Here is a 17,929-nt window from a genome sequence, read left to right on the forward strand (position 1 = left end):
GCTAAGAAATTATGGCCAAAGGTGCAGTTTCCTTGTAATTGCCTCTGGTGAAATCTGGAAAAGGCTGTGGTGCTCCTCCACTAGCCACCGAGCGTTCACTCAATGGTCCAACCGCACTCCACAAACAACCTTCATAAACATTTTGGTCCAAAGGCAGGCCTTTTTGCAGACATTCCACAATACGATACACCATGATGCCATCCATACCACCGTGACCACTGCCTTTGGCAGCTTCGTTCAATCGTTTGTATAAGGGGTGGTCGTATTTTTCGTAGAGCATTTCCAATTTTTCGCCTTGCACCCAAGAATGGTGGTCTTTGGTAATGCCTTCAACACCACCCTCTAATGCTACACGGGTAGGAAATCCAGCCATGGTTCCTTTCGTACCCTGTATCAAATTATGTCTTGAATAGGGTCTTGGACTGGTTTCATCCCATTGCACCATAATGGTTTTGCCCATGGTGGTTTTTATGATAGATGTATTTAAATCTCCTCCTTTAAAATCCAGTTGATTCCACTTATGGTCGGATGGATAATTTTTTTCTGCATACAATTCACGTCCTCGGGATGGAGTTGAGAATGACACCAAACTTCCGAAGGTATCCTCTCCCCTGCCTAAATTCATATATTGGGCCACAGGACCCAAACCGTGGGTTGGATATAGATTTCCGTTTCGGTTAGCGTAGTGATGAGTTCTCCAAGAGCCTGTTCCGCGCTCCTGCTCTTCCATTTGCCAACGCAATTCGTGAATGTAGGCAGCTTCGCCATGTAAAATTTCACCAATTACCCCTTGTCTGCACATGTTGAGGAACATCAGCTCATCTCGGCTGTAGTTCACATTTTCCAGCATCATGCAGTGCTTTTGGGTACGTTCACTGGCGTCCACAATATCCCACATATCCTGAATGGTTGTTGCGATGGGAACTTCTACAAAAGCATGGGCACCACTTTCCATAGCACCTATTGCCATTGGAGCGTGATTAACCCAATTGGTCGCAATAAAAACCACATCTGGACGAACTTCTTTCAACATGGTCCGCCATTGGTTTTCATCGCCCCAATATTCAGCTATATTTTTATGTCTATTTTTCCCAGCTGCATCTTTGACCCATTGTACTTTTTCCTTGACCAAATCTTCGTACAGATCACAAATGGCAACCACTTCGGTTCCTTCCAAAGCGGCAAAAAACTTGGCATGTGTTCCTCCTCTTGCCCCGACTCCAATAAACGCAGCTCGTACGGTTTCAAGTTTCGGTGCTGAAAACCCACCCATATAGGTAGATGCAAATGGTCTTTCGGGGGCAGCACTTAAATAATTGGGAGCAATGGATACGGCGGCCGCACCCAAGGATGTCTTCTTAAGGAAGTTCCGTCTGTCAAGGTTTTTCATGTGTGGTTGTTTCTGTTTTGGGTTTCAAAGTACAAAAAGTTACAGCCTACTTCAAACTGGCCAAACTCTTTTCCAATGTTTCAATTTTAGCTTCCGCATCGGCTGCTTTTTTACGTTCAATGGCAACCACCTGTTCAGGAGCATTGTTCACAAAGCGTTCGTTGCTCAACTTCTTTTCCACAGATTTTAAAAATCCTTTGGTGTAGTTCAACTCTTCGGTAATCTTTGCAATTTCTGCTTCCACATCAATGGCTCCACTGATCGGAATAAAGTATTCGTTACTCTTTACCCTAAAGGTCAATGCACCATCCAAACTGGCATCCACCGTTTCCAATTTGGAAAGGTTCCCCAATTTTTGAATGACAGCATCCATTTGAGAGTTCACACCTTCAGCATTCATCATAAAAAGTTCAAGACTATCCTTTTGTGGGATATTCTTTTCTTTTCTGATGGTTCTTATTCCTGATATCACTTCAGATGCAAACTCAAAATTGGCAATCAATTCGGCATCTACCTTTTCTTCTTTCGGCCACTGGGAAATAATCAAAGCTTCTTCAGGGGTTCTTTCAGCAATATGTTGCCAAACCTCTTCGGTTAAAAATGGCATGAAAGGGTGCAACAACTTCAAGTTCTCTTCAAAAAGTCGCAATACCTCATTATATGTAGTCTGATCAATTGGTTTTTGATAGTCAGGTTTTACAATCTCCAACAACCATGAACAGAAATCATCCCACACCAATTTATAAATGGCCATCAACGCATCCGAAATTCTATATTTTGAAAAATGGTCTTCAATTTCCACCAACGTTTGGTTGAATTTGGCTTTGTACCATTCAATTCCAACATTTGCAGCTTCGGGTTGAGGCAAATCTGCTACTTCCCAACCTTTTACCAATCGGAAAGCATTCCAAATTTTATTGGCGAAGTTGGAACCTTGCTGACATAGGGCTTCATCGAACAACAAATCGTTTCCTGCCGCGGAACTCAACAATAAACCTACACGAACACCATCAGCTCCAAAATCCTCAATCAATTTTAAGGCATCTGGAGAGTTGCCCAACGATTTGGACATTTTTCTACGTTGTTTATCGCGTACCAAACCAGTCAAGTATACATTTTCGAATGGTCTTTTGCCTCGATATTCGTACCCAGCAATGATCATACGGGCCACCCAGAAAAACAAAATATCTGGACCTGTTACCAAATCACTGGTCGGGTAATAGTAGTTTACCTCATCATTTTCGGGTTCCAAAATTCCACCGAATACACTGATTGGCCACAACCAAGAGGAAAACCAGGTATCCAAAACGTCTGCATCTTGACGTAGGTCGGATGCTTGGATATTTGGATTTTTAGCTTGCGCCAATTTTAAGGCTTCTTCTGGAGTTTCTGCCACCACGAAATCTTCTTTGCCATCACCATAATAATAGGCTGGTATCTGCTGCCCCCACCACAACTGACGGGAAATGTTCCAATCGCGAATATTTTCCATCCAATGGCGATAGGTATTATCAAACTTGGATGGGTATAGTTTTACATCTTTGGTTTTTAAAACACTTTCCAAAGCGGGCTTGGACAAATCCTCCATTTTCAGGAACCATTGGTCTGATAAACGAGGTTCTATTACGGCTTTGGTTCTTTCGGAAGTTCCCACTTTATTGGTGTGCTGTTCGGTTTTTACCAAAAAGCCCTTTTCTTCCAATTCTTTGGAGATTTCCTTTCGAACTACGAAGCGGTCTTTGCCCTCGTAGTGCATTCCAAAGGAATTTAGGGTAGCGTCCTCGTTAAATATATCGATAACCTCAAGATTGTGTTTTTCCCCAAGGTTTTTATCGTTTTCATCGTGGGCAGGGGTTACTTTTAAGCAACCTGTACCAAATTCTACATCCACATATTCATCCTCGATAATCGGAATAACCCTTCCGCAAATGGGAACTATGGCTTTTTTGCCACGCAAATGGTGATAACGCTCATCATTTGGGTTGATACAAATTGCGGTATCACCCAAGATAGTTTCAGGACGTGTGGTTGCAATGGTTACTTTTTCATCGGAACCCTCAATGGCATAAGACAGATAATACAAATTCCCTTGTCTTTCTTCGTAAATTACTTCTTCATCAGATAAAGTGGTCTTGGCTTCTGGATCCCAATTAACCATGCGAAATCCACGGTAAATCAAACCTTTATTATAAAGGTCAACAAAAACCTTTATCACTGAAGCTGACATATCGTCGTCCATGGTGAACTTGGTGCGGTCCCAATCACAAGAACAACCCAATTTCTTTAACTGTTGAAGAATAACTCCTCCATATTCGTTAGTCCAGTCCCAAGCATGTTTCAAGAAATCCTCACGAGACAAATCTGCTTTGTTGATTCCTTGTTCCTTTAGTCTGGCCACTACTTTGGCTTCGGTAGCAATGGAAGCGTGGTCCATACCAGGTACCCAACAGGCATTTTTACCCAAAAGACGTGCTCTTCGAATCAAAACATCTTGAATGGTATTGTTGAGCATATGGCCCATGTGCAGCACCCCTGTTACGTTTGGTGGCGGAATTACAATGGTATAGGGCTCTCTTTCATCTGGCTTGCTACTGAAATAATCGTGCTGTGTCCAGTACGAATACCAGTGCTCTTCTACCCTTTTGGGCTCATATTTTGATGGAATTTCCATTTTTCGGTACAGTTTTTGTTTAAAAGGATATTGGATTGATTTTTTTTGAAGGGAAGCTCAATGTTAATTTTACGCTATTCTTCGAATAGATCCCAATCCAGAAATACGAAACAAAAATAAGTAACGTTATTCTATAACAAAAGAATTTTGGATGCAGGTGTTAAAACATCTAATTTTGAAGTTCACCCAAAAACCAAAAATGATGAAAAAAACTGTACTCATGCTGTTTATTGGGCTTCTATCTGTAGGAGCTTTTGCCCAGGCTACAGCTAAAATCGAATTTAAGAGTGATACCATTGATTATGGTGAAATTGAAAGAGGTAGCGATGGTGTACGTGCATTTGAATTTACCAACACTGGAGATGCTCCATTGGTGATTACAGGAGTAAGATCTAGTTGCGGATGTACAATTCCTAAAAAACCTGAAGAGCCAATTTTACCAGGTAAAACTGGTGTGATCGAGGTAAAATATGACACCAATAGAGTTGGCCCTATCAGAAAAGCCATTACGGTAACCTCCAATGCGGACACACCTACCACAATCCTTAAAATAAAAGGAACGGTGAAAAGTCCTGGAGCCAAATAAGGAAAAGGGAAATTATATAAAGAAAGCCCTCGATTGAATCGGGGGCTTTTTTATTAGTCGTCGAATACTTTTTTAAGAACGAAGGTGAACAATAGATCTCTATTGTATCTTTCAATCAAAACCTTGATGCGTTTGCCTTCACGCTCATTGAGCATTTTCAATATTTCTTGAAGTTTATAGCGATGGATTCGTTTTCCGTTCACAGCCAAAATCACATCACCTTCCCTTAGGCCTGCCTCTTCAGCTGGACTTCCTGCACGAATACCTGACACCACAATTTCAGGTACCAAACTTAACCTTGTTTTGTTTTCCAATAAAATTTGAACGTTACCAAAGGTATCACTGCCATCATCAGATACTACGCCATTGGCATCAGCTATACTTTCTGCAATGTATCTTAGTCCGTTGTGCTGTAATTCAATACCCGCTAAATTATATTGAAACGGATCTTTAAAGTTTCCGTTCTTTTTAAGGGTGACCAATCCACGGGAATAGTCAAAAATCATATTGAAACGTTTCAGTACCTCTCCTCCAACACTTCCATTTCTATCACCCAAACTATCCATTCCTTGGAACGATTCACGATAGGGAAAGGCCACTTTGGCTTCTTTCAGCTCAAAACCACCGATTCTTATACCGTTGACCTTGCTACGCTTTCCAAAAATATCACCGCTCAATCCTCTTCCAAGGTGGTCCTCATAATTTTTTTCAGGTATTTCCAATCCCTTTTCTGGGGAATGAAACAACCAAAGTGCATCACTACTGCCCGTATCCACCAATAATTTTACTGGAACATTTGTCGTATCCCGCATCAAAACAGTTCCTGCTACATAAGCTTTTCTGTTTGATACCACCAAAGGGATGGTTTGAGCATTCTTTTTCTCCTTGTATTTATAATGGGTAGGATTATGCAACTTTAATGTTTTGGCCGAATAATTTACCTCAACAATAAAATCGCGAAACAAATCATAACCCATTATTCCATGTACGGGAATACCCAGGGATGTGGAAAAATTGATATCTCGATCCAATACCACATATAAATCTTGTGCAAAATTCTTAGCCTTACCCAGTGAAAAGGCATTCACCCTAGAACTCAAAGCTTTCATAGGTTCGCCATCACCAAGCCCACGTATGGTAACTTCGGAAACATTATTGATGGCCACAGAATCGGATTCGGATAAATTGAAGAGAATAGGTTTACTTACCCCAGAATCCAAAATAAAGGTAAGTTCGGTTCCATTGATTTCAACTGGAATAATAATCAAGTTGTTGATGAGTTCGAACTTGATTTTTTGAACTTTCTGGTCTTTGGGCAAATGATATCCCTGCCCCAACATAAAGAGGGGAATCATTATTAAAAGCGCAAAAAATGTTAATTTTTTACTCATCATGCCTAATTTCAACCATACATTGTTACTAAATATATAAAATAAAGCTATTCAACTCCTTTAATTTAACATTTCGCTAACCGCATAATTATTCCTGAAAGTTGTTGTTTTCAACAGCTGTTTTCATCATTTTTGCCAAAAATTTCGTCATGCCAAGTATCTCAAACAAAGGGCAACAAATGCCCGCTTCGCCCATTCGTAAATTGGTTCCTTATGCGGAGGCCGCTAAAAAGAGAGGTGTAAACGTTATCCACCTCAACATAGGCCAGCCAGATATAAAGACACCAAAGGTGGCGTTGGACGCGGTCAGAAACCATAACATCGAGGTACTATCTTACAGTATGACAGAGGGTTCGGAGGAGTACCGCCAAAAAATCGCAGCTTACTACGCTAAAAAGGATATTCATGTTTCTGCTCAAGAGATCATAGTTACAACAGGAGGTTCAGAGGCGTTATCATTTGCCATGGGCACCATTATGGATGCTGGAGATGAAATTATTATACCTGAACCATTTTATGCCAATTACAATGGGTTTGCCACGGCTATGGGTGTGAATGTGGTTCCGATTGCCTCAAGCATTGATGAAAACTTTGCTTTGCCCCCTATTTCCGATTTTGAGAGATTAATCAGTCCAAAAACAAAAGCTATTTTAATATGTAACCCTGGGAATCCAACAGGTTACCTTTATAGTAAAGAAGAAATTGAACAATTGGCAGCTTTGGTAAAAAAGCATAATCTGTTTTTGATTGCTGACGAAGTATATCGCGAATTCACCTATGACGGACGCGAGCATTTTTCGATTTTACAGTTGGGCGGATTGGATGATTATGCCATTGTGGTTGATTCGGTTTCCAAAAGATATAGCATGTGTGGTGCTCGAATTGGGTGTTTGGTCTCCAAAAACAAAGAGGCAATTCAAACGGCGTTGAAATTTGCCCAAGCCCGTTTGTCCCCACCAACTTTTGCTCAAATCGCGAGTGAAGCTGCTTTGGAAACGCCTCAAGAATATTTTGATGATGTGATCCATGAATATGTGGCACGAAGAAATACTTTGGTTTCCGAACTAAAAAAACTGGAAGGTGTAAAGGTTGCCGTTCCGCAAGGTGCATTTTATTGTGTAGTGGAATTACCCATTGCCGATGCCGATGATTTTGCCCAATGGCTACTGGAAAACTTCGAAATGGAAGGAAGCACCGTTATGGTGGCTCCTGCCGCTGGTTTCTACGCTACCCCAGGATTGGGAAAAAACCAAATTAGAATTGCCTATGTGCTCGAAAAAGAGCAACTTGTAAAGGCCGTTCAAATATTGGGCGCAGCTTTAAAGCAGTACAACGCTTAGTGAACATTCAGGAGAACATATCTTTAAAGGAGTACAATACCTTTGGTATTGATGCAAAAGCCCGATTTTTTGTCGAAATAACTGGCTTGGCACAACTTCAAAAAGTGTTGGAACTAAAAGCATATCCCGAAAAATTTATCCTTAGCGGTGGGAGTAACATTTTGCTCACCAAAGATATCGATGCCCTTGTTATGAATTTAAAGTTGAAAGGCATCAGCATTGTTGAAGAGAATGATGAAACAGTTGAAATAAAAGTAATGGCTGGTGAAAACTGGCATCAACTCGTACTTTGGACTCTAGAACATGACTTTGGCGGGCTTGAAAACCTTTCTCTAATTCCTGGTAATGTGGGCACGGCTCCGATTCAAAATATTGGCGCCTATGGTGTTGAATTGAAAGATGTGTTTGTGAGTTGTGCCGCCATGGATATGAAAACGGGCGAATTGGTCGGATTTGAAAAAGAAGATTGTCAATTCGGATACCGTGACTCCATTTTTAAAAATGATGCCAAAGGCAAATACATTATTACTTCGGTTAATCTACGTCTCACCAAGAAAAACCATAATCTGCAAACAGGTTATGGTGCCATTGAAGCTCAATTAAAGGAAAACAACATAGTTTATCCTACCATTCAAGATATTTCGAATGCTGTAATTGCCATTCGCCAAAGTAAGTTGCCAGACCCAAAAAAAATCGGGAACAGTGGCAGTTTTTTCAAAAATCCAATAGTTTCCAAAAAGAAATTTGACAAATTCAGGAAAGCAAATCCAGAGGCTCCTTTTTATGAGGTGGATGAAAATGAATACAAAATTCCTGCTGGTTGGCTTATAGAACAATGTGGATTCAAAGGAAAAAGATTTGCAGATGCTGGGGTTCACGAAAAACAAGCCCTTGTTTTGGTAAACCATGGCAATGCTACTGGAAAGGAAATTTTATATCTCGCCAAGAACATTCAAGAAGAGGTAAAGAAAAAGTTTGGAATAAAAATTCAGCCCGAAGTAAACCTTATAAAATAAGATAACCCCCACGTTAAAGTCAACTGCGGGGGTTATACCAAACCAAACTAACCAAATTTATGTATGCTTTTGGGTTTCCTTAACCCTTTTTTCTTTTTCATAGAGCTCGACTCGAAATGCTTTTTCTGCCGTAGCTTTGTCTTATATACGATATAAATCCTATTTTAGATTTTGGCCCCATGAAAATTTTACCAAAAAAACATTAATGAGCACTTTAATTGAAAGACATATTGTGTCGCTTCTTGCCGATCGAGATGATAAGGCTATATCCTTACTCTATGAAAACTACGGAGATACACTTTTTGGTGTAGCCTATAAAGTAGTAAAAGATGAAGAATTGGCACAAGATGTTTTACAGGAAAGTTTTATTAAAATTTGGAAAAAAGCAGATTCCTATGATGCTTCCAAGGCCAAACTTTTTACTTGGTTGTTCCGAATTACACGAAATACTGCCATAGATAAGTTAAGAAGTGTTAAAAATAAAGCGGACAAGGAAATCCAAATCGATGTTTCAGACGTATATAATGTTGGAGTGAAGGGGTTAAACCCAGAACATCTAGACATCCAAGAAAACCTGGATAAAATAGAAGACAAGTATAGAATTGTTCTAGAAGCCTTATTTTTTGAAGGAATGACACAGCAGGAGGCAAGTGAGGAACTGGACATTCCCTTGGGAACTATAAAATCCAGATTAAAAATCGGACTCCGAGAACTTGGAAAGATTTACGGCACAACCATGACTTTGCTCCTCTTATTAAACATACTGCCATGAAAGAAAAAGTTAAAATATTTTTAGAGTCGGATATCCTTGAAAAATATCTCGTTGGAGATACCACTAAGGAAGAATCCCAACAAGCTGAAAGATACATTGCCATGTATCCCGAAGTAAGAGAGACCTACGATGAGCTTCAAAAGAATTTGGAGACTTTCGCCAATATCTACGCCAGAAAAACTCCAGAAGGCCTTAAGGAAATAATTATAGCAAGTGCCAAGAAGGAGACCATGGTAACCCGAAGAGTACTTCGATATGCGGTTGCGGCAAGTGTGGCCATTATGATTTTTGCAGGTTCTTCCCTATTCTTTTGGAACCAGAACCAAAGTCTACAGGAAGAAAACAACTTGGTCAACAACAAAATCAAGTATTTGGAAAACAATATGAAGGATCAATTGGCCGATATGAGAAACCAATTCATCGTTTTGAACAACCCAGATACCAAAAAGCTTCAAGTTAACGGAAAGCGCGAGGCCAAAGAGTTGAAAGCTGTTGCATATATCAACCCTGTTAAAAAACTTTCCTACATCAATGTGAGCAATGTTCCTGATCTTCCAGAGAATAAATGTTTCCAAATGTGGGCCGAAGTAAATGGGGAATTGGTGAATTTGGGTGTTATCAAACAGTTTGATGAAAAAGATAAACTGCTTGCACTTCCTTATTCCGATAAAGCTGTTGGATACATTACCATTGAGCCAGAAGGCGGAAACACATCTCCTTCGGTTGACAATATTGTGGCCAATATCGCCTATTAAGCAACTACCAAAGAAACCTTAAAGTTGCATAGCCTTTCACTGGGTATTTTGTACCTTTGTGCAAAAGTTGGATTATGAAGTTAGCATTATTGACCATAGGCCTTTTGTTACTCGCATTCGCAGGAATTGCAATTAAAATTTGGGGTAAAAAAGATGGAGAATTCGCAGGAACCTGCGCAAGTCAAAGCCCATTTTTAAATAAAGAAGGAGAAGCCTGTGGATTCTGTGGGAAACTACCAAGTGAGCAAGATTGCAAAAAAGACTCAGTTACCCAGTAATAAATCTTTATATTTAGGCTAAAACCCATTTTTGGAGAAAACCGAAGATTCCATTAAAGACATTATTCAAAAGGCAAAAAAGGGAAATCAGATTGCCTTTAGCACACTTTTGGACACTTTTTGGAACGATGTTTACGGTTTTCAGATGCTTCGCACCAAGAATGAAAACGATGCTGAGGATATCACCATCCGAACATTTTCCAGAGCTTTCGACCGAATAGAGACCTATGATGAAGCCTATGAGTTCAAGACTTGGCTCATCACTATTTCCAAAAATTTACATGTGGATTTACTCCGAAAGCGAAAAAAAAGTTTTTTGGATGAAATGGAAGCGCGTGGCGATGAAGTAAAACGGGTCTTGGACGAAACTCCGTCCGTAGAAGATCAATTGATCATCGAACAAAACCTTGCCAATTTGTTGCAAGACATCAAAAAATTGAAACCACATTACCAAAAGGTCATCAACCTCCGTTATTTTAACGAAATGAGCTATGCCGACATAGCCAAGGAACTCAACGAACCCGTGAATAACGTCAAGGTAAAATTGCTTCGTGCCAAAAAACTTTTGGCAGAAATCATCAAGAAAAAGTGATGCCGTTCTAGGCACTAACTTTCGTTTCCAGTTTAGTATCTTTGTACATCCAAATTTGTTTGTATGAGCACAAGTGTGGCAGAAAATGTTCTCCCCCCAAAAGGAAAACCGAAATGGTTACGTGTAAAACTTCCAACAGGAAAAAAATACACCCAACTTAGAGGGCTTGTAGATAAGTACGACCTACACACCATTTGCACTTCGGGCAGTTGCCCCAATATGGGCGAATGCTGGGGTGAGGGAACTGCAACCTTTATGATTTTGGGAAATATCTGTACACGATCCTGCGGTTTTTGCGGTGTAAAAACGGGAAGACCTGAAAGTGTGGATTGGGCTGAACCTGAAAAAGTGGCTCGCTCCATCAAAATCATGAAAATTAAACATGCCGTACTTACTTCTGTAGACAGGGATGATTTAAAAGATATGGGGTCCATTATTTGGGCCGAAACCGTAAAAGCGGTGCGCCGAATGAATCCCGAAACCACCATGGAAACTTTGATTCCCGATTTTCAAGGTATCTCCACTCACTTGGATAGACTTATTGAGGTTTCACCAGAGGTTATTTCACACAACATGGAAACTGTAAAAAGGTTGACCCGTGAAGTGCGAATTCAAGCCAAATACGAAAGAAGCTTGGAAGTGTTGGATTATTTAAAGAAAAATGGTGCCAACAGAACCAAATCTGGTATTATGCTTGGTTTGGGTGAAGAAGAACGTGAAGTTATCGAAACCATGGAAGACCTTCGCAAAGCCAATGTAGATGTGGTGACTATTGGTCAATATCTTCAGCCGTCCAAAAAACATTTGCCCGTAAAGCAATTTATCTTGCCAGAGCAATTTAAAAAATACGAGGAACTTGGATTGGAAATGGGCTTCAGACATGTAGAAAGTGGCGCATTGGTACGTTCATCCTACAAAGCACACAAGCACATTCAGTAAACTGACTCCCCAACACCTCCCCCTCCAATGAAAAACATAACCCTTGGAATAAATGGCTTTGGACGTATCGGGAGAACCCTATTCAGGCTACTGTTGAACCACCCGAATATAACAGTGGTTGCCATTAACGATTTGGCAGACGCCAAAACTTTAGCGCATTTGCTAAAATACGATAGCATTCATGGTGGAATACAAGCTGAGATATATTCTGAAGGTGAAAATATTGTGGTTAATGGAAGAAAGATTCCTGTTTTAAACCACAACCATCCTAAGGATATAAATTGGGCCGCCCATCAGATAGATATTGTAGTTGAATCAACAGGGAAATTCAAAAAAGAAGAACAATTAAAGTACCACCTTACCAACGGAGCAAAAAAAGTGATTCTATCCGTACCACCAGAAGATGAAAACATTAAAATGGTGGTTTTAGGCGTAAATGAAGATATAATTGAAGCGGAGGACCAAATTATTTCCAATGCCTCATGCACAACGAACAATGCCGCTCCCATGATCAAAATTGTCAAAGAATTATGTGGTATTGAGCAGGCATATATTACCACAATACATTCTTATACCTCCGATCAAAATTTACACGATGCCCCTCATAGGGATTTAAGAAGGTCTCGGGCCGCAGGGCAATCCATAATACCTACAACCACAGGTGCTGCAAAAGCATTAACAAGTATATTTCCAGATCTTTCAGATGTTATTGGTGGATGTGGAATTAGAGTTCCTGTCCCCAATGGTTCCTTAACAGATATTACCTTCAACGTAGTTAACGAAACATCGATTGAGGAAATAAATAGTACCTTTAAAAAACATTCGGAAGGCGATTTAAAGGGTATTTTACATTATACTGAGGATCCTATTGTTTCTATCGACATAAACAATAGTTATCATTCTTGTACGTTTGATTCATTGATGACCTCGGTAATTGGTAAAATGGTGAAAATTATCGGGTGGTACGATAATGAAACTGGATATTGTTCCAGGATAGTGGATTTAATAGCATTGCTTATAAAGAAAAAGTACGTTTGATCTCAGGTTTTTCATTAAACATATACCTCAGGAAAGTTTTATTCCTCTTGTGCATTTTATGTTGCACCCAAGCAGTTATTGCCCAAAGTGATGAAAGTTCCACTTCCGAAGTGAAGGCCATTTTTGACCGTTTTTCCCAATATAGACATCAAAATAAGGTAGACAAAGCCATAGAGGCAATGGATGAGGCCACCAACATTGCTGAAAAAAATGAAGACACCAAATTATTGGTGGATACCTACCACCAATTAGCTAGATTATTTATTGAAGAAGGTGATATAGAAGGCGCTCTTGGTTATTATGCTCAATCTGGTCAATACCTAAAAGAAATGTCCTATCCCTATGCAGAGGCTTTCCAACTATACTTGGATGCTGCATTTCGATTTCAAGAAGGGAACAATTTCCAAGCGTTAAAATCACTTCAAGAGGCTAGGAAAATAAGCAACAACCGAAATTTAGGGAACAACATTCTTTTGTTGGAGGCCTATATTTATACTAACATCACCAATTACGACGATGCCATTAAAAATCTGCATGCCTTAATTGTTAATGCAGACGATAAAGAACGAGCATTTTTGGCTACCAAAGCAAACTTGCAACTTTCACGCATAAGTGTAACCTTAAATGATTACGAAGAAGGTATAATTCATTCCAAAGCCGCTTTGGAATTGGCATTAAAATATGGATTTGCCAAAGAAACCAAAATCGCATATGAGCAATTGTCCGAAATATATGCCGATCAAGAGAATTACAGTGAATCCTTGTTCTATACCCAAAAACTGGGAAGTATTAAGGATTCCATTTTCAATCTAGAGAAATTGATGTTGGAGTCAAATATTGCGGACAAAACGCAGTTAGAGCACCTTCAATCCGAAATGAACAAACTTCAAGCTCAAAATGAAGAATTGAGCGAATCGAAGAACCGTTCAGAGATTACCGCAATTCTAACCTCTGCATTCTTGACTATCATTTCACTTTTGGCAGTTTCTTTATTTCGAAACAACCAAATCAAGCTAAAAACCAATGATCTGTTGTACACCAAAAACAAAGAATTGGAGTTGGCAAGGGATGCGGCAGTTAGTGCCATGGAAGCCAAAACCAACTTTTTGTCCACTGTAACCCACGAACTGCGAACGCCGCTTTACGCCGTTACAGGATTAACACATTTACTTTTGGAGGAAAATCCAGCCGACCACCAAAAGGAACACCTAAAATCGCTGAAATTTTCAGGAGAATACTTGCTCAACTTCATTAATGACATTCTCCAAATCAATAAAATTGATGCAGATAAACTGGAGCCATTGAACATTGAGTTCAAATTGCACAAAGTACTTGAAGATGTAGTGGAATCGCTTCAACAAAACGCACACGAAAGACAGACCAAACTTGTTTTGGATTACGATTCAAAAATCCCGAATCAATTATTGGGCGACCCCATAAAACTATCCCAGATTTTCATGAACCTTGTAGGCAACGCCCTTAAGTTCACTAAAAATGGTAAAGTAGAGGTCATTGCAAAAATGTTGACCAAAGAGGACAATCAAGTAAAATTGTATTTTGAGGTTAGAGATAATGGTATCGGAATTTCCGAAGATCAACAGCTTTCAATTTTCGACAGTTTTGAACAAGGATCGGTACAAATCAACCGTGAATATGGAGGAACTGGACTTGGTTTAACCATTGTAAAAAGCTTATTGGGATTGTTTGGTAGCACCATTCATTTAGAAAGTGAATTGGGACACGGTAGTTCATTCTTCTTTGAGTTGGATTTGGAATATGAAACCAAAATCAGTGAAACTATCAATTTTGAGTTGGACGAAGGCGAATTCCAGTTTAAAGGACTTCATATTCTGATTGTAGAAGACAACAAAATCAATCAGGTGATCACCAAAAAAATGTTGACCAAAAAGGAAATTACCTGCGACATTGCCAACAATGGTAACGAAGCCATTGATTTAGCCAAAGAAAACCACTACGATGCCATTCTAATGGATATTCACATGCCAGGCATCAGCGGTGAAGAAGCTACTCGCCAAATTAGAAAGTTCAACCTAGAAATTCCAATTATTGCGTTGACCGCTATTTCTTTGGACGACAGTTTGGATAGTTTCTACGAAGCTGGTTGTAATGATGTAGTTACCAAACCCTTTAAACCAGAGATATTTTACCAAAAAATTGGAGAAAATATTTTCAGAAGCCGCATGCAAGGCTCAGTCTAAAAAATCTGCTTAAGCGATTCTTCTAAAGCTGCAGTATCGGTAGCATTAAATTGATGTGCCACTTCCAAATAAAATACCCCATCAACCCTACCCTCTAAACGAACAAAATCTTTTTCTGTGGTAAGTATTTGATCAAACCCACTAAATGTCCCTATTTCTTCATCTGTAAAATGATGATGGTCTCCAAACTCAAAATGTTCAAATTCCAATCCCATTGCACTTAAATATTGAACCAAAGGTTCAGGAGAAGCAATTCCCGTGACCAAAGCAAAAGATTTGTTTATTAATTCAGATAGTGGTTTGTTCTGATTTCCATCAGAAACAAAATCTGCATAGGCCAGACTGGCAAACAATACTTTTTGATTTGATTCGGGCTTAAGTTTGATGGCAATATTCTTTTTTTCCGCTTCAGATATAGACGCTGGACATTTGGTCACAACAATTACATCCGCTCGTTTTGATGCCACTTTCGCATCCCGCAAATCACCAGTGGGCAAATACCAATCATTCACATATAATTTGGAATAGGCTGTGAGCAAAATCGTCTTGGTTGGCTTCACCCATCGATGCTGCATGGCATCATCCAAAACAATCACTTCAGGTTTTACCCCATTTTCCAATTGAGCAATACCATTTGGTCTATCCCCATCAACAGCGATGGCCACATCAGGAAACTTTTTATGAATTTGGAAGGGTTCATCGCCCAAATCCAATACCGAACTACCTTCATTGGCCAATACAAATCCTTTGGATTGTCGTTTATATCCCCTACTCAAAACAGCAACTTTTTTATCCTTCAACATGCGCAGTAGAAATTCGGTCATCGGGGTTTTACCTGTTCCCCCCACACTAATATTCCCCACGCAAATGGTTGGAGTAGAAAATGATTTGGATTTGAAAACACCTATATCGAACAAAAAATTCCTCACATACACCACCAAGGCATAAATCAAGGAAATCGGAAAGGCTATTTTGCGAAGCACTTGAAGCATTGAACGAAAATATAATATTTTATCTTTAGCGGACTTAACAAAAATAAAATGACCGTTAACGACATCACAAAAGTACTGGAAGAATTGGCGCCTTTGGCCCATGCAGAAGATTTTGACAATGTAGGACTCTTGGTGGGCAACCCAAATATGGAAGTAAACGGTGTTCTGGTCACTCTGGATACGTTGGAAAATGTTGTGGACGAAGCCATTGAAAAAAACTGCAACCTCATAGTCAGCTTTCATCCTATTATTTTTAAAGGTTTAAAGAAACTAACGGGCAGCAATTATGTGGAACGTGTTGTCATCAAGGCCATTGCAAACAACATTGCTATCTATAGCATGCATACCGCCTTGGATAACAGTAAAATGGGGGTAAATGCGAAAATTTGTGAGGTTTTAGGACTGGAAAACCCTCAAATCCTAATTCCAAAATCCAGTACCATAAAAAAACTGACCACATATGCTCCACTAGCTGAGGTGGACAAGATAAAAGAGGCTCTTTTTAATGCAGGAGCAGGAGAAATTGGAAAGTACAGCCATTGCAGCTATAGTTTAGAGGGTGTTGGAAGTTTTAAACCTGAAAATGGTGCCAACCCAGCAGTTGGAAATGTTGGGGAAGTTCATTTTGAAAAAGAGACCCAAATCAATGTGATTTTATCATTTGAAAAAGAAAAGCAAGTGTTGAAAGCCCTTTTGGAAGCACATCCTTACGAAGAAGTAGCCTATGAGATTTTCACTATCGAAAACACCAATCAAGATATTGGTATGGGGATGATTGGGAACTTACCTTCCGAAATGGATGAAATTGACTTTTTGCTTTTGGTAAAAAAACGGATGAATGCCAGTGTAGTTCGACATTCCAAATTATTGGGCAAAAAAGTAAAAAAGGTAGCTGTTTTAGGCGGGAGTGGCGCTTTTGCCATAGGCGCTGCCATGAAAGCTGGAGCAGATGTTTTTGTGACTTCTGACATTAAATACCACGAATTTTACCAAGCCGAAAACCAAATGGTAATTGCCGATATTGGGCACTTTGAAACTGAGCAGTTTACAAAAGATTTATTGGTTGATTATCTTACGAAAAAAATTCCTAATTTTGCAGTCCGTTTATCGGAGAGTATAACGAATCCCATCAAGTATTTATAACATATATGGCGAACAAGAAAGAAAGCACTGTAGAAGAAAAGTTGAGAGCATTGTACGATCTACAACTAATCGATTCCAGGGTAGATGAAATCCGCAACGTTAGAGGCGAATTGCCTTTGGAAGTACAGGACTTGGAAGATGAGGTTCTTGGTCTTAAGACTAGAATCGATAAATTAAAAACAGATGTTGAGACTGTCAACTTCGAAATTTCTGCCAAGAAAAACCTAATCGACGAATCCAAAGCACTCATTAAAAAATATAGTGAGCAGCAAAAAAATGTAAGGAACAGTCGTGAATTCAACTCATTGACCAAGGAAGTTGAGTTCCAAGAATTGGAAATCCAGTTGGCCGAAAAGAACATTAAAGAGTTTAAGGCTCAAATCGAGCAGAAAAAAGAAGTGATCTCCCAGACCAAAGAAAAATTGTCTGAGCGTGAAGGTCACCTTAAACACAAAAAAGGGGAATTGGATGCCATCTTGGCCGAAACTGAAAAAGAAGAAAAAGCTCTTTTGAAAAAATCTGAGGAATACGAAGATCAAATCGAAGAGCGCTTGATCAAGGCGTACAAAAGAATCCGTCACAATGTGAAAAACGGTTTGGCTGTTGTTCCTGTTGAGCGTGGTGCTTCTGGAGGTTCTTTCTTTACTATTCCACCACAGGTTCAGGTAGAGATTGCTTCCCGCAAAAAAATCATCACCGATGAGCACAGTGGACGAATCTTGGTTGATCCACTATTGGCCGAAGAAGAACAAGATAAAATGGAAAAACTTTTTTCTAAGCTTTAATTCCATTTGATAGATATAAAAA

The 17,929-nt window shown here is 39.5% G+C and carries 16 protein-coding genes; 12 read left to right on the forward strand and 4 right to left on the reverse strand.

Features of this window, described 5'->3' with window-relative positions; translation table 11 throughout:
- Nucleotide 1 precedes the first annotated feature (1 nt).
- Entirely contained in the window at nt 2-1,390 is a 1,389-nt protein-coding gene (locus BLQ18_RS16140; RefSeq protein ID WP_090299203.1) for a Gfo/Idh/MocA family protein, read from the reverse strand.
- A gap of 46 nt (nt 1,391-1,436) precedes the next feature.
- On the reverse strand, nt 1,437-4,061 hold the full coding sequence (locus BLQ18_RS16145; protein ID WP_090299207.1) for a valine--tRNA ligase: 2,625 nt from the start codon (nt 4,059-4,061) through the stop codon (nt 1,437-1,439).
- Between the two features lie 199 nt (nt 4,062-4,260).
- Here BLQ18_RS16145 and BLQ18_RS16150 point away from each other — a divergent pair, with 199 nt between their 5' ends.
- On the forward strand, nt 4,261-4,647 hold the full coding sequence (locus BLQ18_RS16150) for a DUF1573 domain-containing protein (RefSeq protein WP_090299365.1): 387 nt from the start codon (nt 4,261-4,263) through the stop codon (nt 4,645-4,647).
- Between the two features lie 53 nt (nt 4,648-4,700).
- On the opposite strand, the gene BLQ18_RS16155 is transcribed toward BLQ18_RS16150, so the two are convergent.
- Nucleotides 4,701-6,002 (reverse strand): aspartyl protease family protein, encoded by a 1,302-nt coding sequence (locus BLQ18_RS16155; protein ID WP_245668171.1) that lies wholly within the window; start codon nt 6,000-6,002, stop codon nt 4,701-4,703.
- 185 nt (nt 6,003-6,187) lie between these two features.
- Between BLQ18_RS16155 and BLQ18_RS16160 the strand changes: the two genes are divergently transcribed.
- The 9 genes from BLQ18_RS16160 to BLQ18_RS16200 all read left to right on the forward strand — a co-directional run bounded on the left by BLQ18_RS16160 (nt 6,188) and on the right by BLQ18_RS16200 (nt 14,987).
- Entirely contained in the window at nt 6,188-7,378 is a 1,191-nt protein-coding gene (locus BLQ18_RS16160; RefSeq protein ID WP_090299367.1) for a pyridoxal phosphate-dependent aminotransferase, read from the forward strand.
- A complete protein-coding gene (gene murB, locus BLQ18_RS16165; RefSeq protein ID WP_090299217.1) occupies nt 7,378-8,394 on the forward strand; it encodes a UDP-N-acetylmuramate dehydrogenase in 1,017 nt (338 codons plus the stop codon). The genes BLQ18_RS16160 and murB overlap by 1 nt, the downstream gene beginning before the upstream one ends.
- A gap of 205 nt (nt 8,395-8,599) precedes the next feature.
- On the forward strand, nt 8,600-9,166 hold the full coding sequence (locus BLQ18_RS16170) for an RNA polymerase sigma factor (RefSeq protein ID WP_090299221.1): 567 nt from the start codon (nt 8,600-8,602) through the stop codon (nt 9,164-9,166).
- Nucleotides 9,163-9,921, forward strand: coding sequence for an anti-sigma factor (locus BLQ18_RS16175; protein WP_090299226.1), 759 nt, complete (start codon nt 9,163-9,165; stop codon nt 9,919-9,921). Before BLQ18_RS16170 ends, BLQ18_RS16175 begins: the two co-directional genes overlap by 4 nt.
- A gap of 74 nt (nt 9,922-9,995) precedes the next feature.
- A complete protein-coding gene (locus BLQ18_RS16180; protein WP_090299229.1) occupies nt 9,996-10,199 on the forward strand; it encodes a membrane or secreted protein in 204 nt (67 codons plus the stop codon).
- A gap of 31 nt (nt 10,200-10,230) precedes the next feature.
- Nucleotides 10,231-10,791 (forward strand): RNA polymerase sigma factor, encoded by a 561-nt coding sequence (locus BLQ18_RS16185; protein ID WP_090299234.1) that lies wholly within the window; start codon nt 10,231-10,233, stop codon nt 10,789-10,791.
- Between the two features lie 63 nt (nt 10,792-10,854).
- Nucleotides 10,855-11,730: a lipoyl synthase gene (gene lipA, locus BLQ18_RS16190; protein ID WP_090299239.1), complete on the forward strand. Its 876-nt coding sequence runs from the start codon at nt 10,855-10,857 to the stop codon at nt 11,728-11,730.
- A 27-nt stretch (nt 11,731-11,757) separates the two neighbouring features.
- Nucleotides 11,758-12,768, forward strand: coding sequence for a type I glyceraldehyde-3-phosphate dehydrogenase (gap, locus tag BLQ18_RS16195; protein ID WP_090299243.1), 1,011 nt, complete (start codon nt 11,758-11,760; stop codon nt 12,766-12,768).
- Between the two features lie 47 nt (nt 12,769-12,815).
- The gene (locus BLQ18_RS16200; RefSeq protein WP_245668172.1) at nt 12,816-14,987 is read left to right on the forward strand and encodes a tetratricopeptide repeat-containing hybrid sensor histidine kinase/response regulator; all 2,172 of its coding nucleotides are present in this window, start codon (nt 12,816-12,818) and stop codon (nt 14,985-14,987) included.
- Here BLQ18_RS16200 and lpxK read toward each other — a convergent pair.
- Nucleotides 14,984-15,979, reverse strand: a complete 996-nt coding sequence (gene lpxK / locus BLQ18_RS16205; RefSeq protein WP_090299247.1) for a tetraacyldisaccharide 4'-kinase — start codon at nt 15,977-15,979, stop codon at nt 14,984-14,986. The genes BLQ18_RS16200 and lpxK overlap by 4 nt on opposite strands.
- Nucleotides 15,980-16,027: 48 nt before the next feature.
- On the opposite strand from lpxK, the gene BLQ18_RS16210 reads away from it, so the two are divergent.
- Entirely contained in the window at nt 16,028-17,122 is a 1,095-nt protein-coding gene (locus BLQ18_RS16210) for a Nif3-like dinuclear metal center hexameric protein (RefSeq protein ID WP_090299250.1), read from the forward strand.
- 5 nt (nt 17,123-17,127) lie between these two features.
- Nucleotides 17,128-17,907, forward strand: coding sequence for a zinc ribbon domain-containing protein (locus BLQ18_RS16215; protein WP_090299254.1), 780 nt, complete (start codon nt 17,128-17,130; stop codon nt 17,905-17,907).
- Nucleotides 17,908-17,929: the final 22 nt, after the last annotated feature.

Source organism: Flagellimonas zhangzhouensis, assembly GCF_900102925.1.
Taxonomy (GTDB): Bacteria; Bacteroidota; Bacteroidia; order Flavobacteriales; family Flavobacteriaceae; genus Flagellimonas; species Flagellimonas zhangzhouensis.